Source organism: Vulcanisaeta sp. JCM 16159 (genome assembly GCF_001316265.1).
Taxonomy (GTDB): domain Archaea; phylum Thermoproteota; class Thermoprotei; order Thermoproteales; family Thermocladiaceae; genus Vulcanisaeta.
This window is the reverse complement of the sequence record NZ_BBDN01000010.1, coordinates 46,031-59,558: the sequence shown is the minus strand read 5'-3', so window position 1 is coordinate 59,558 and position 13,528 is coordinate 46,031. Positions and strand designations below refer to the sequence as shown.

Below are 13,528 nucleotides of genomic sequence, written 5' to 3'. Positions count from 1 at the left end.
AATTACATTGCCCAGCAAGGCGGAAGAGGTGTAGGCCCGCATAGCGTTTATAGGATCGATAGACATAGAGTGACTGCTCCACGTTCCTCCTCCAAGCCATGGCGGCGGTGCGCGATATGCGGGAAGTAAAACCATTATTATACCCAACACTACCATAAGGATTACCAAGCCCCATATAATAACTTGCCTGTTCACCTTACTCTTAAGCGGGTCCTTCATCAAATAACTTTATTTTAACTAATATATATATCGCCAGAGTTATTTTAAAATGAACATAAACCTAATGTCTTAGCTGTAACTTATTGGAGTAGTTGAAATGCTAAGCCGAGTATGACGGGTGATTTGAATAAGTATTAATGAATTAAATGAGTCATTAGAGATTGATCACTGCCGGCCCGGTTTACATCATTGGTTCAGTGGGGACGGGAGGAGCTCATCCAGTTATTAGTTATTGGTGTCCGTTTATTAACCTTCCTCGGGATATGGCTCGAGTATTTTGTCTGAACATCCGAGGCAAAAAGCCCACTATAATGGGACTACCGTATGGCGTCTCTCACCAAAACTGAGGGTGCGAGCTTAAAGCATAAACTGTGGAAATACGGTGGTGTAATTGTCGGTTTATTTTCTATCTACTTAATCATGCTCTTTATATTAAACCTACTAAGTCCTCCAATTGCATTAGCGTCCACGAACGGCGCAGTAATAATCAAGCCGACCACAATTGCCGAGTACTGCACATTCACATGGGGTTCAACATCCATCTCACCTGGACAGACAACGTCTTTTCAGATAAACTGCATTATGATTGACCCATTAGGCATTTACGATTATTTCATCGTTACTTATATAAACGGACAAGGCCTTCTAAATGCCTTAATCCTCAGCCTCAGGTTACATATTGGAACTTGCCTGGCTTTAGCGGTACTCCCTCATTTAGTTATACGTATACAGGTACTTCGTTCTACGGCGTCTCAGTACCTCCTAATAGCTGGTACTTTATATCTGGTTGGATCATTTATTACGTACCTGGCGACTTTATAGCCACTGTGTCATTAACCGGTAAATGGGCTCCAGTAGTTAGTGGTACGTACGAAGGATGCGTATATAGTGATCTAAATGTTTATTCATTATTTACTAATACGTGGTCTTGCCAAAACTTAAATGTCTCCTAGGCTTAGGACTCAATGGTGATAGGTATGCCTCAAAATTACACCCGCTTATTGTATGGGCTTGGTGTTGCTGTTTTTCTTAATCCGTTTGCTTGGGTCTTCGTTATTCCAGTCACCTTAGCTAGGGAATTTCAATTGTCAATGCTTTATTTGGTGGCTATTTCAATTGTTGGTTTTGCGTTAGTGATTAAGTTCCTTAGGGATGACATTGTGGAGTTCGGCTTTGGGTTTAGGAGGGCTTTCCTTCAGTCCCTGGTTTACCTTGCCATGTGTCTTATTGTGCCGGTTGCGAGCTCGCCTTTTTATACGCCGTCATGGGGTTTCCTCCGCACTTAATAGCTTCCGCGCCGACGCCCGGCGATTTGATTGCTCTTTACACCGCTACGTACGTCCCAGTAATGATAGCCACTTTACTCCCTATTTATGCATTAGCCATGGCGCTCCTCAGCACGTGGTGGTCTAGATCAACCGTTAAGGGAGTGGGTATGCCGTGAATTGATTTTTCAAAAGGTATTTTAGCCCTGTTGCTACATTTATTTCATGGTTGTTGTATTGAGGCGGTTATTGCTTGAGGATTATGGACCATTTGCTAAGCTTGATATTGAGCTTGGCGATATTACGGTCTTCGTTGGTAGGAATAACACGGGTAAGAGTACGGCGCTTGAGGCCACTGCCCTGCTCCTCTCCTCAGTGAGTGATTTTAAGATTACCACATCAGAGCCTCATGTTGATGCGCTTTCAAAACTTGAACTTAAGAGTAATTATTTAATTAATTTGAGGAGTAATAGAAAGGTCGCCGTTGTGTCCGGCGACTTGATCAGCCAAGGTTCAACTCATCGCATTAAAGTGGAGATAACTAAGGGTTTTGAGGAACTAGGCAATTTACGCAGTGACATAATGCGAGAACTAACGAAATCGCTCACTGAATTAACGCCGAGATCCCAGGAAATACTTATGAATGCTTTTCGTAAAATGCAGAGGGAGCGTAAGGATGTTAAAGATCTCACGGAGGCATTTAAGGAGTTTATTGATAATGTGGTGGCTGTACTTAATGATTATGTAAATGATTTATTGTTGAAGATTATGATTATAAGTACGTATGTTAATGATGAATTATTCAATGTTGCATTATTACCTTTAAGCGGAGTAGAAGTTAGTGAAGATGCAATTAGTAAGTTGGAGAAGTTGGGATTGAGTGCCAATGAGGCTAAGAGAATATTAAATAATCAATTAAAGAAGTTGTTTTCTGAAACTCACATTATTCATATTGGTAGAAGGATGGATGTAAAGCCAGTACGTGTTCAGCATTTATCAATGAACCCATTCCTAATAGAGGACTTACTACCTGATAAACAAACCGAGTTGGTTGACTTATTAAGGAAGGAGGTTCGTTATTTCTATGATTATAGGGATAGGCAGGTAATTCTAAGTTTGGCGACAATAGGGTTTCTGTGCCCTATGACTTGATGGGTGATGGCTTTAAGGCCCTGGTTAGGATGCTCAGTCTCATTGTCATGGGCGTTGACGTTGCCGTGATCGATGAGCCTGAGGCTCATCTGCACCCTGGCTTCATGGAGGTTCTCGCTAGGTACATGGTTGAGCCTAGGTTCCTTGACCGTATTCAATTCGTTATGGCTACCCAATCGCTTGAGTTCCTTGATTACCTGCTTAATGAGGCTAGGGATAGGAATGCCCTTGATAGGGTTAGGTTGATTAGGCTCTACCTGATGCCCGATGGTAGCATTGATTATGAGCAATTGAGTGGTGAGGAGGCGTATGGCGAGAGGCACGAGCTTGAGTCGGACCTCAGGGGGCCCTAATTGCATCATAATTGCCCTATGCGAGGGCGTGCATGATTACGAATTCATCAGGGAAGTTGTCTCGAGAATAGAGCCTAATCGCAAGGTTATGAATGTAGAGCCCAAGGATAAGGACAGGCTAGTTAGGCGTGTCATAGATAATAAAGAACTTCCATTTATTATTGAGGGTGGTAGGGACAGGCTTGATCGTAATGTTAGGGTCCTCGTTAGTAAATTACGTTCTATTAGGTCGTCCATCAAGGTAAAGGTATTGGTTTTACGCGATTCCGATTCCAATGATGCAGTTAATACTTTCGATAGATTAAAGCGTGACGTTGAAAACTTCATCAGCAATAGGAATAAGTTTCCCCAGTATAAACCGAGTGTGGAGTGCGGGCAGGGAATTAATGCAGGGTCTTTCATGTCTCATGATTGCGTCTTGAGGTATAGGGATGGTGAAGTTCTTTTCCAGTTTGTCCTCGTAATTCCATCTTTAGAGGATTTTCTTCGTAGTTATGGATTGCTGGTGATGAGCCAAGCCTTCATGTCTCCATTATGAGGGCTCTTGATGATCCTAGGAATAACGGTATAATGAATATCTTTAAGAGTGCACTTTGTTCATGCCGATTTGATGGGTAGTAGGGTTTTGGCTCATGGAATTAAGCGGTATTCCCTGCGGGTTTTGATCCCGTTGTTAATGTGATTAGGGATTATGATCCCGCGTCTAATGTTTATTTCACGGTTTTGGGCACGAATCCCAGGGTCGCTATTGCTTTTGGGCAGAAGTTCTTCTTTAGGATTAATCATTACCTCACCTGCATGACCCTGGTTATTGAGCGTGGTTCCGAGACTGAGGTTAGGATTATCGCCCACTCCGGTCTTCAACTCTCCGCCCTCTCCAACTGTGGCACCAGCGCTGATTATGCTCGATGTGCTTGACCATCTGAGTAAGTCCCTTGGCGTTGATCCTAGGGATGTGGTTGAGGTTGACTACATGGATGTCACTAAGTCTCAACAGTTGGGATGATGGATTTCACGGTTAAGTGTTATGGTTTAGTAAATTATTGCGTTATAGTAGATAATGCTTAAATAGTTGGCTGTATCTTAATACTGTGGTTGAGACTATTGTTAAGGTTACTAGGAATTACCAGGTTACGATACCGGCGAGTATTAGGGAGAGGCTCGGGATTAGGGTTGGGGATTTAGTTAAGGTTGTCTATGACGAGGGTGAGGGTGTTATTAAACTCATTCCTGTTAGGAGGAGTAGGACTACGATTAGGTTAGGTAGACCTATTACTGTTGAGGAGATTGAGAGGGCTATTGAGGAGGTGATGGATTAAAGTACTCGTTGATACGAACGTTTTGGTTTACGATACCGTGGAGGATAGCGAGCATTATAACGATGCAAGTACTATTGTTGATAGTGCCACGGAATTAATAATACCGTCAATCGTGATTCATGAGTATATATGGGTGATGGCCAGGCATTTAAATATTGACCTTAATCTAATAGCGTTAAAACTTCGGGAGTACTTGATGGATCCTCGTGTTAATTATCTGCTCGAGGATTTGGGTATTTACGAGAGAGCGTTTAAGATGATAATTGAAGATAGGGCGTCTATAAAGGACATTAATGACTATTTAATACTTTCAATAGCTATAAGAGAAGGTGCCATATTGGCGACCTTTGATCGTGATTTAGCGCAAAAAGCTATTAAGAGAGGTGTTAGGGTGATGCCGTGATTTCGCATCTTAGGATCCCATCAATATTACTTATCCTTTTCCTGTAGTGCCTTTTTAATTGGTTTGTGGTAGTTACTTTTGATGGGTTTTTCATACTTAATGCCAAGCGTTAGGGCTGTGTTGACGCGGGATGTGGATGGGGTTGACCTGGGCATAATTAGTATTGCCCCTGCCAAGCTGGTTCAGTAATTAATGCGCCGCCCAATGTGCTTGAGGTGTTGATTAAGCGAGGTGTTGCTTCGTTGCTTGATGAGGATAAGATCGGTAGTGAGGAGATTCTTAAGAGAGTTTGGCTTGAGAATAGGGCTCCGAGCGAATTGAGGGAGTTGCCCAGGGACTTCTACGTTAGGGCTAGGCTTAGCATGGTTGGTGGTGATCAGAGGAGTGTTAGGATTTATGCGCAGCAGTTGAGGGAGCTCGCCCAGTTGAGGCTTAGGAAGATACTCACGCTTTTAGCCGTTAATCCCGGGATCGCGGACTCCAGGGACTTCCTGGACAAGCTCACTATTGAGGAGGAGGAGCTCGTTAAATCCATCGCGCCGATAATCAGGGAGTTCCTCAATGCGGTGGTGGGTCTGCAATGACTGCGCCAGAAACCGCCGAGGTTAGCCTTGACTCGTTGATTCAGGGGCTTAGGAGCTTTATTGAGTCCAGTGATAGGTATGTTGATGAGATTAATAATATGATTATACAGAGGAAGAGGTCCCTAGTCGTTGACTTCCACGACTTGTTAATCAATAATAAGGACCTCGCTGATATGCTTCTGGAGAGACCTCAGTTAGTTATTCAGGCTGGTTCCGAGGCTGTTAGGCAGGCAATAACCGAGAGGGACCCGGAGCTTGCCAAGTCCGTTAGGAACTTCTACATGAGGTTTAGGAGACTGCCCGAGTCCCTACCCATTAGGAGGCTTAGGAGTGAAGTCCTTGGTAAATTAATAATGGTTGAGGGCATAATAACCAGGCAGACACCGCCAAAGCATTACCTTAGGAAGTCCGTGTTCAGGTGCTCACAGTGTGGCTATGAGGTTGAGATTCCCCAACCAACCACGGGTTTTGTTCAGCCGCCGAAGCGTTGCCCCAAGTGTGGTGCATTGAATAGTATGGTGTTTGTTGAGGAGAGGAGTGAGTTCATTGATTGGCAGAAGGTAATCGTTCAAGAGAAGCCCGAGGAGTTGCCACCGGGTCAGTTGCCTAGGAGTATTGAGGCGATACTGCTTGATGACTTGGTCGATACCGTGAAGCCCGGCGATAGAGTTTACCTGGTTGGTATCATGAACCTCGACCTGGCCGACTTAAGGAAGGGTAAGCCACCCGTTGTCTCCAGCTTCATGGAGGTTAATCACGTGGAGAGCCAGCAGAGGGAGTTGGTGGAGATCGAGATTACGCCGGAGGATGAGAAGAGGATACTGGAGCTTTCGAAGATGCCCGACGTTAGGGAGAGGATAATCAAGTCAATAGCGCCCTCCATATACGGTATGGAGGACATAAAGGAGGCAATAGCATGCCTACTCTTCGGCGGCGTACCCAAGGTGTACCCAGACGGCATTAGGGTTAGGGGTGACATACACATACTGCTCGTTGGCGACCCAGGTATGGCTAAGACACAGCTGCTTAGGTTCGTAACCAAGATAGCCCCAAGGGCCGTATACACCACAGGCAAGGGTAGCTCGGCGGCCGGCCTGACGGCGGCCGTCGTGCGCGAGAAGGACACTGGCGAGTTCTACCTAGAGGCTGGTGCATTGGTCCTTGCGGATACGGGTGTGGCTGTTATTGACGAAATTGATAAGATGGATACCAAGGACAGGGTAGCCATTCATGAAGCCCTTGAGCAGCAAACGGTCTCCATAGCCAAGGCTGGCATTGTGGCAACTCTGAACGCCAGGTGTAGTGTTCTAGCCGCCGCTAATCCAGCCTTCGGTAGGTACCTGCCCAACAGGACCGTGGCCGAGAACGTGGACCTACCCGTCACCCTGCTTTCGAGGTTTGACCTAATATTCATCATTAGGGATGAACCAAACCTCGACAGGGATAAGGCGATTGCAGAGCACATAACCACGCTACATGCCGGCGAAGTTCCTGAGGGCTTCGCAGACATAATACCGCCTGACCTACTTAGGAAGTACATTGCCTATGCTCGTAAGCACGTCAAGCCAGTATTAACGCCTGAGGCTAGGGAGAGGATTGTGCAGTTCTACGTGCAGATGAGGGCGAAGTCCAGGGAACCGGATTCGCCAATTGCCATAACGGCTAGGCAGTTGGAAGCCTTGATTAGGCTTTCCGAGTCTGAGGCTAAAATGAGGCTTAGCCCCGTGGTTGAGGCTGAGGATGCTGATAGGGCCATTAGGCTCTTCATGAAGTACCTGAGTAGTGTTGGTATTGATGTTGAGTCAGGGAAGATAGACATTGACATAATAATGACTGGAAAGCCGAAGTCAACCCAGGAGAGGATGGCATTGATAATGACTACTGGCTCAACTCGAGGAGTCCAGTGGCGGTAAGCCCGTTAGGGTCGAGGACCTGTATAAGGAGGCCGAGGCCGCAGGTCTTGATAGGCAGGCGGTGGATAAGGCAATAAATATTCTACTTAAGTCAGGGGATATTTATATGCCTAAGCCTGGTTACGTTAAGAGGGTGCTTATTTGAAACACTTTTTATTTAATTACGAAATACTTATAATTATTAATTTAGTTTTATATTGTCGTGATTGACAGGTTAAATGCGATAATCGCTGGGTTGAGGAATGCCGTAGCACTTACTGTGGAGAAATTACTTGAGAAATTGAGGGAAGCAAACATAGAAATTCCTAGTGAGAGTACTATCGGTGATTGGGGATGGAACGTGGTCTCCAAGCCTTGGAGGCGGGATAATAAGCCTAAGCGATGCTGATATCGACGCCATGTATTACGTATTCAGAAGATGCGCCACACTTGAGGAGATGGTTAGGGAGGCGTTGTCTAGGTCTGAGGAGATCGATGAAAACTTCGTAAATAACCTAGTGGATGATTTCAGGGAAAATGCGGAGGCCCTGGCCAGGGTTAGAGAACGGATTAATCAGTTGGTTTCGTAAATCTATATATGCTATATATTATTGTTTATAAACCGGAGTCCACGTAAAGAACGCATCGAATGTGTTATTTTTAATATACTTGGGAGGGCATTGCTTTAAAAGTGCAATATAATCAATCTCTGATTAGAATGTCTGTTCAAGCTTCAAGTATATACACGATAGAGATCATTTATAGGGGAATACACCAGAGACACTTGGCCAGGAATTTAGCCAGGGGGATTGTTTACGCGGCTAGGATGGCTGGTAATGTTGCATTGTCCTACCAGAGGTATGGTGATGACCCGGAGAGGGATGGTTCACCTGCGAAGTACTTCGTGGTTGTAGCCAAGGGCGCAAGCGAGGAGGTTCTAGATGCTGAGGCTGCTAGGGTTGAGCCTGACTACGTTGATGCATCGATAGTGCTTGATGACACCATACTCAAGGGTGTTGAGTCCTGGGCCTGGCAGGGGATTCAACCAGTCCATCTTAAGTTGAGGCTGGTGGTTTATTAATCGTGGTTTCCAAGAGGAAACCAGATGAGTTACTTAAGTTCATACCGGCCAGGGACTCCCCATACACCCTAGTCGTTGTTTATGGTGAGAGGAGCATTGGTGATTTCTGGACATTCCCGGATGACGGCACTGTGGAGAGGGTCCTCGGCGCCATTGCCAAGGTAATGCCCAGCATACTCACTCTTGATGATGTTAAGAGGTACCTGGAGAGCCTTGATAAGCCCAGCGAGAGGGTTAACAGGGCTTTAGAGGCCTATCAATCACTCGTTAAGTTGAGGGAGGTTAGGCCTGGCGAGGGCCTGCCGTATAAGTATGAACCACCGCACTTACCTGGTTGGAAGGACATGATGATTGGCGGCGCAATACCAGGCCTAAAGCCGAACCAGAGGAACCCATACTTCACTGGCGGCACTGCCAAGCATTATAGGCCCGTGATTAACTTCGACAAGTGCATAAAGTGTAGCCTATGCTGGGAGTATTGCCCAGACTCTGTGTTTGACGTCACGCCAGACGGCTACTTCAACCCGGCCCTAGCCTACTGCAAGGGTTGCGGAGTGTGCGCTGAGGTTTGCCCAGTACCTGACACAATAATTATGGTTGATGAGATGGAGTTCGAGGATGGCTATGGGAAGTATATTGATGAGTACAGGGCTTGGAAGGAGAATAGGGAGACCTATAGAAAATGGTTCGAGTCATTATTACCAAAGGCGCAGGTAATAAGTGTGAGGAAGAGGTGATGGAGCATGTCCGTCTCCGCACTCGAATCCAAGCGTCTCGAGGCAGTGCTTAAGGGAGATGAGGAGGTGGAGGTCGTTGGCACGGGCACCGATGCCGTTGCCTATGCATTAATGCTGGCCGACATTGACGTAACATCGGCATACCCAATAAGGCCCTATGGCGGTGTCATGCAGACAGTGGCTAGGTTAATAGCTGATGGCTACATGAAGGCTGAGTACATAGTGGCTGCTCACGAGCATGATCAATTCGAGATCGTAAAACACGCATCCGCGGTTGGCGCCAGGACATTCGTTGGGTCAAGCGGTGTTGGTTGGTTACTGGCCATTGAGGCCATCGTGGCCATAAGCACCGATAGGTACCAGTGGTTGCCTTGATAGGCAATAGGGCTCTGGACGACCCTGGCGCATACGGTGTTGAGCATAATGACGCATTAATGGTAAGGGACGTGGGCTGGCTACTGGTTTGGGTTGATACAGCCCAGGAGGCCCTGGATACCACGTTAATTGCGTACAGGGTTGCTGAGGATCCGAGGGTCATGCTTCCCGTGGGCATCTCAATGGACGGCGCATTCCTGACGCATAGTGAGCACGTGTTTAAGATACCGCCCAAGTCAAAGGTTCAGAAGTTCCTACCACCATACGACCTGGGCAATAGGAAGCTACATCCAAGCAATGTGATTAGCGTGGCACCGCAAGTCAATGAGGACTGGGTTACAGAGCTTAGGAAGCAAATGGATGAGGCAATGAAGAATGCGAGGAAGGTTATTGAGGAGGCCTATAGGGACTTCGCGAAGATCTTCGGTAGGGACTATGGGAACCCATTCATTGAGCCGTATATGGTTGAGGATGCGGACGTCGTCATGGTAGGCATGGGTACCGTTTCTAAGCCAATTAAGGAGGCTGTTAGGAGGTTGAGGGCTAAGGGCGAGAGGGTCGGCTTCCTGAGGATTAGGTGGTTCAGACCATTCCCAACAGAGGACATCATACGCTATCTAAGTGGCGTTAAGGTTGTAGCTGTGGTGGATAGGGACTACTCCTTTGGTTCGCCATTTGATGGTGGTGCTGTCTTCACGGAGATTAGGAGTGCATTGTACGAGGCGGAACATAGGCCATTGATGATGAACTTCATTGGTGGTCTTGGTGGTAGGGAGATTAGTTATAACGATGCGATTAATATGTTCAATATGGCTTTGGATGCAGCTAGAAAAGGTATGGTTGAGCAGAGGGTGATTTGGTATGGAGTTAGAGAGTAAAATGGAGATAGAAGAAAAATCTATAAGGAGAGTATGGGGTGATTGGGTGTGACAATATCGATCAAGCTCGCCAGGACGGTCAAGGACCTACTACAGATGGCTCAGACTGAGTATTTTGATGCTGGGCATAGGACCTGCCAGGGCTGTGAGTCTGCAATGGTCCTTAGGTGGGTTGCCAAGGCGGCAGGCCCTAACACAATTGTTATTGGAGCGACTGGGTGCATGTACGTTGCCAACACGACGTATTACACAACGGCTTGGGCGCTACCCTGGATACACACCCAACTGTCTGGGACTGGGTCGGCCGTGGTTGGTACGGCAGCCGCGTTGAAGGCACTTATGGAGAAGGGTAAGCTGCCCAATGAAAAGATAAACGTGATAGGCATTTGTGGTGACCTAGGCTGCGCAGATGCGGGGCTGTCGGAGGTCTCCAATGCGCTGACTCATACGAAGTATAACTTCCTAATACTTATGTATGATAACGAATCCAGCGCAAACACGGATATACAGGAAACAACAATGACACCATACGGAGCACTGACAACCTTCAGCCCAAGCGGTAAGCAGGTCAGGATAATGAAGTATAGGTGGAAGAAGAACATGGCCGCAATGATGGCCGTTGGGCACCCGGAGGTTAGGTACGTGGCCACGGCAATAGCGGCAGACCCAATAGACCTATACAACAAGGTGAGGAAGGCACTGGAGATTGGTGGACCAACGTTCATACACACCCTAGACCCATGCCCCAAGGGATGGGGTTTCGACCCTAAGTACAGCCATGAAATAGGTAAATTGGCAGTCGAAACAGGCATATGGCCGCTCTTCGAGATAGAGGATGGTAAGTTCAAGCTAACGAGCACGAGTGCTAGAATAGCAAGTGGCGAGATTAAGAGGAAGCCCGTTAAGGAGTACCTAAGGAGACAAACGAGGTTTAAGCACCTAACGGATGAGGATATTGAGTACATACAGAGGAAGGTTGATGAGATGTGGGAGAAGTGGTTAATACCTGGTTTAATACCGCTAATGAAGGAGTTACCATACCCAGAGCAGTAATAATTCGCTGATCAACGAATCAATATTAAGGCTTAAAATCCTTGCATGGATGCACTGTGCATTAAATACTCTAGTGTGCCCGCCTAGGTTAATGATTATAAATAGGTACCGTATTTATTAACAATGCCAATATGTATTAGGAGCCCAGCCTCTATAGCCAATTTAGGACCTGGATTTGACATAATGTCGCTTGCCATTATAGAACCATACGATGATATCTACGTGGAAGTAAGACGGGGTGGTAATGACGATATCAAATTCGTTGGAAGTTACTCACATTATTTACCAAGCGATTATAGAGCTACCACGCTTTACCCAGTAATTGAGGAGTTTAGGAGGGTTACGGGGCTTGAATTCAGTGTAAGGGTTATCGTTAAGAAGGAAATTAAACCAGCAAGCGGTTTAGGTAGTAGTGGTGCTGACGCTGCAGCCCTAACCTACGCATTGAATAAGTTATTGGGCGCTAACCTTGATTATAAGTCATTAATAAACATCGCGGCCTCAGGTGAAACCGCGGCGGCTGGTGTTCCTCACATGGATAATGTGGCTGCGTCCCTGCTGGGTGGCTTGGTCATTATTAACCCTGTGACTGGGGATTTCGTAAAGGTTGAGGTGCCCAGTAATTATTGGCTTGCGGTTGTGTTGGCCGGTAGTAAGGTGAGTACGGGGGAAATGCGTAGGGTGTTGCCGAGCGCCGTGGACATGAAGGACCTCAAGAATAACTCGGCCTATGTATCCATGCTAGTTTACTCATTGATAACGAATAATAGGGAGATACTCGGTAAGGCGTTGATGGGTGACTCAATCGTTGAACCAATAAGGGCCAAGTTCTACCCACACTACCAAGTGGTTAAGGATACCCTGTTAAGGATTGGCGCGATTGGTGTGGCGTTGTCCGGCGCTGGTCCATCATTATTCGGGGTCTTTGACCGTGAACCGCCTAAAGACCGAATAAGTGAATTACTGAATAAAGGTGGATTGAGGGACTATATATTAATCATTACGCGGCCGAGTAATGTGGGCGTTCATGAAATACCCTGCAAAGAACTTAATACTTAATACCTAATTCCAGGTCTGGACAGTGCATGAATGTCGTGATAATTGGCGGAGGTGTTATAGGGACAGTGCTCACGTACTTATTTAGTTCGAGGAATGTAAACGTCACACTGATAAACTCAGACCTACAAAAGCCAAGGTTCCCACTTATCCACTCAAAGCTCCTGAGGTTTCCTGAGGACATAAGGCTGGCAAGGATCAGTGAGGATGTGTATGGGGAATTGTCCAGGGAAGTTGGGACCAACGTGTTGAGACCCGTGGATTCGATCACGATAATACCAACTACGTGCTATAACGATACCAAGCAAATAATGAGTATGTGGCATGACGCTGGGGCAAGTACGCGAATCATAAGCGACGTAAGTGAGTACGGTATCAAGAGGGTTAGTGAAGAGGAGGTTTACATACTTAGTAGTAATGGTGATAACCTCGTTAATTACCCATTATTAATAAGTAGGGTTCGTAAGATCAAGGGCATCAACTACGTTAATGGCTTCGCAAGTATTAAGTTTGTTAATGGTGGCATTAAGGTTTTGGTAAATGGTAGAGAGTTCCGTGGTGACTACGTAATTATTGCCTCTGGTGCTTGGAATTCCATGATCATTAAGAACGCCAATTTAAAGGTGCCATTACTGCCCTATAAGTGCCAAGCAGCGGCGTTCCTTGGTAGGGTGGTGAATGATATAATTTATGATTACGTTCTCGGCATTTACGTGAGACCCCTTGGTTCCATGTTCGATAATGCATTAAGCGGTTTGAGGCTTTCGATAATCGTTGGCGGTGATGGCAATTTTAAGGTCACGGAACCAGGCAGGGAGAGGGGTGTCGACAATGATTTCCTAGACGAGGTCAGAAAAAAAAGGTTAGAGCCAGGCTCGGTAGGGCCAGGCTCATTGGTTCCAGGTTTGGTTATTGCGAGGGAACACCAGACACGAGACCTGTGATTGGCACCATCAATGATGGACTACTCCTTATTGGTGGGTTTAATGGGTATGGGGCCGAGGTTGGCCCTGCCCTCGCCCTGGCCGTTACTAATTACGTGCTTGATGGTTCATGGCCTGACTACGCAAGGCCATACCTAATTGATAGGTTTGGTGGTAATTGGCCGAGTACTTGGGATATTGATACTGAGGCCCATGAATTATGCGTTTGATAAGGCCT

17 protein-coding genes and 2 pseudogenes are annotated in these 13,528 nt (G+C 46.4%); 18 read left to right on the top strand and 1 reads right to left on the bottom strand.

Annotated elements, in window-relative coordinates; all coding sequences use genetic code 11:
- Positions 1-629 precede the first annotated feature (629 nt).
- Positions 630-761 carry a hypothetical protein gene (locus JCM16159_RS19330; protein WP_367834452.1) on the bottom strand — a complete coding sequence of 44 codons (132 nt, stop codon included), beginning with the start codon at positions 759-761 and terminating at the stop codon, positions 630-632.
- Positions 762-1,196: 435 nt separating this feature from the next.
- Between JCM16159_RS19330 and JCM16159_RS10215 the strand changes: the two genes are divergently transcribed.
- The 18 genes and pseudogenes from JCM16159_RS10215 (at position 1,197) to JCM16159_RS10140 (ending at position 13,520) form a co-directional block, all read left to right on the top strand.
- Positions 1,197-1,505, top strand: coding sequence for a hypothetical protein (locus tag JCM16159_RS10215; protein ID WP_243666597.1), 309 nt, complete (start codon positions 1,197-1,199; stop codon positions 1,503-1,505).
- Positions 1,506-1,709: 204 nt separating this feature from the next.
- On the top strand, positions 1,710-2,636 hold the full coding sequence (locus tag JCM16159_RS10210; protein ID WP_054857757.1) for an AAA family ATPase: 927 nt from the start codon (positions 1,710-1,712) through the stop codon (positions 2,634-2,636).
- A complete protein-coding gene (locus tag JCM16159_RS10205) occupies positions 2,621-2,989 on the top strand; it encodes an ATP/GTP-binding protein (protein WP_054857756.1) in 369 nt (122 codons plus the stop codon). The genes JCM16159_RS10210 and JCM16159_RS10205 overlap by 16 nt, the downstream gene beginning before the upstream one ends.
- Positions 2,990-3,017: 28 nt before the next feature.
- On the top strand, positions 3,018-3,527 hold the full coding sequence (locus JCM16159_RS10200) for a hypothetical protein (protein ID WP_054857755.1): 510 nt from the start codon (positions 3,018-3,020) through the stop codon (positions 3,525-3,527).
- Between the two features lie 140 nt (positions 3,528-3,667).
- On the top strand, positions 3,668-3,907 hold the full coding sequence (locus JCM16159_RS16945; protein ID WP_243666596.1) for a hypothetical protein: 240 nt from the start codon (positions 3,668-3,670) through the stop codon (positions 3,905-3,907).
- A gap of 173 nt (positions 3,908-4,080) precedes the next feature.
- Positions 4,081-4,308 (top strand): AbrB/MazE/SpoVT family DNA-binding domain-containing protein, encoded by a 228-nt coding sequence (locus tag JCM16159_RS10190; protein ID WP_054857754.1) that lies wholly within the window; start codon positions 4,081-4,083, stop codon positions 4,306-4,308.
- Positions 4,304-4,711, top strand: coding sequence for a type II toxin-antitoxin system VapC family toxin (locus JCM16159_RS10185; RefSeq protein WP_054857753.1), 408 nt, complete (start codon positions 4,304-4,306; stop codon positions 4,709-4,711). The genes JCM16159_RS10190 and JCM16159_RS10185 overlap by 5 nt, the downstream gene beginning before the upstream one ends.
- Positions 4,712-4,917: 206 nt before the next feature.
- A complete protein-coding gene (locus JCM16159_RS10180; RefSeq protein ID WP_243666594.1) occupies positions 4,918-5,295 on the top strand; it encodes a DNA replication complex GINS family protein in 378 nt (125 codons plus the stop codon).
- Positions 5,292-7,353 (top strand): annotated as a pseudogene (gene mcm, locus JCM16159_RS10175) (minichromosome maintenance protein MCM). The gene JCM16159_RS10180 and the pseudogene mcm overlap by 4 nt, the downstream one beginning before the upstream one ends.
- 57 nt (positions 7,354-7,410) lie before the next feature.
- Complete coding sequence (locus tag JCM16159_RS16940) at positions 7,411-7,596, top strand: hypothetical protein (protein WP_243666593.1); 186 nt, start codon at positions 7,411-7,413, stop codon at positions 7,594-7,596.
- Positions 7,532-7,777: a hypothetical protein gene (locus JCM16159_RS10170; protein ID WP_243666592.1), complete on the top strand. Its 246-nt coding sequence runs from the start codon at positions 7,532-7,534 to the stop codon at positions 7,775-7,777. The genes JCM16159_RS16940 and JCM16159_RS10170 overlap by 65 nt, the downstream gene beginning before the upstream one ends.
- Before the next feature lie 128 nt (positions 7,778-7,905).
- Positions 7,906-8,268 (top strand): hypothetical protein, encoded by a 363-nt coding sequence (locus JCM16159_RS16935; protein WP_243666591.1) that lies wholly within the window; start codon positions 7,906-7,908, stop codon positions 8,266-8,268.
- A gap of 2 nt (positions 8,269-8,270) precedes the next feature.
- Positions 8,271-9,005, top strand: a complete 735-nt coding sequence (locus tag JCM16159_RS10165; protein ID WP_243666590.1) for a 4Fe-4S dicluster-binding protein — start codon at positions 8,271-8,273, stop codon at positions 9,003-9,005.
- A 6-nt stretch (positions 9,006-9,011) separates the two neighbouring features.
- Positions 9,012-10,258, top strand: a pseudogene (locus JCM16159_RS19325) (pyruvate ferredoxin oxidoreductase).
- A gap of 96 nt (positions 10,259-10,354) precedes the next feature.
- Positions 10,355-11,311 (top strand): thiamine pyrophosphate-dependent enzyme, encoded by a 957-nt coding sequence (locus JCM16159_RS10155; protein WP_367834457.1) that lies wholly within the window; start codon positions 10,355-10,357, stop codon positions 11,309-11,311.
- Between the two features lie 123 nt (positions 11,312-11,434).
- Positions 11,435-12,370 carry a homoserine kinase gene (locus tag JCM16159_RS10150; RefSeq protein WP_054857751.1) on the top strand — a complete coding sequence of 312 codons (936 nt, stop codon included), beginning with the start codon at positions 11,435-11,437 and terminating at the stop codon, positions 12,368-12,370.
- A 26-nt stretch (positions 12,371-12,396) separates the two neighbouring features.
- Positions 12,397-13,311 (top strand): FAD-dependent oxidoreductase, encoded by a 915-nt coding sequence (locus JCM16159_RS10145; protein ID WP_054857750.1) that lies wholly within the window; start codon positions 12,397-12,399, stop codon positions 13,309-13,311.
- Positions 13,308-13,520, top strand: a complete 213-nt coding sequence (locus JCM16159_RS10140) for a hypothetical protein (protein ID WP_054857749.1) — start codon at positions 13,308-13,310, stop codon at positions 13,518-13,520. Before JCM16159_RS10145 ends, JCM16159_RS10140 begins: the two co-directional genes overlap by 4 nt.
- Positions 13,521-13,528 lie beyond the last annotated feature (8 nt).

Excerpts from the sequence above, each read along its gene's own strand:
- JCM16159_RS19330 (WP_367834452.1), bottom strand. The coding sequence starts at position 761 with ATGGATGTTGAACCCCATGTGAATGTGCAGTACTCGGCAATTGTGGTC.
- JCM16159_RS10215 (WP_243666597.1), top strand. The coding sequence starts at position 1,197 with ATGCCTCAAAATTACACCCGCTTATTGTATGGGCTTGGTGTTGCTGTT.
- JCM16159_RS10210 (WP_054857757.1), top strand. The coding sequence starts at position 1,710 with ATGGTTGTTGTATTGAGGCGGTTATTGCTTGAGGATTATGGACCATTT.
- JCM16159_RS16935 (WP_243666591.1), top strand. The coding sequence starts at position 7,906 with ATGTCTGTTCAAGCTTCAAGTATATACACGATAGAGATCATTTATAGG.
- JCM16159_RS10155 (WP_367834457.1), top strand. The coding sequence starts at position 10,355 with ATGGCTCAGACTGAGTATTTTGATGCTGGGCATAGGACCTGCCAGGGC.
- JCM16159_RS10150 (WP_054857751.1), top strand. The coding sequence starts at position 11,435 with ATGCCAATATGTATTAGGAGCCCAGCCTCTATAGCCAATTTAGGACCT.
- JCM16159_RS10145 (WP_054857750.1), top strand. The coding sequence starts at position 12,397 with ATGAATGTCGTGATAATTGGCGGAGGTGTTATAGGGACAGTGCTCACG.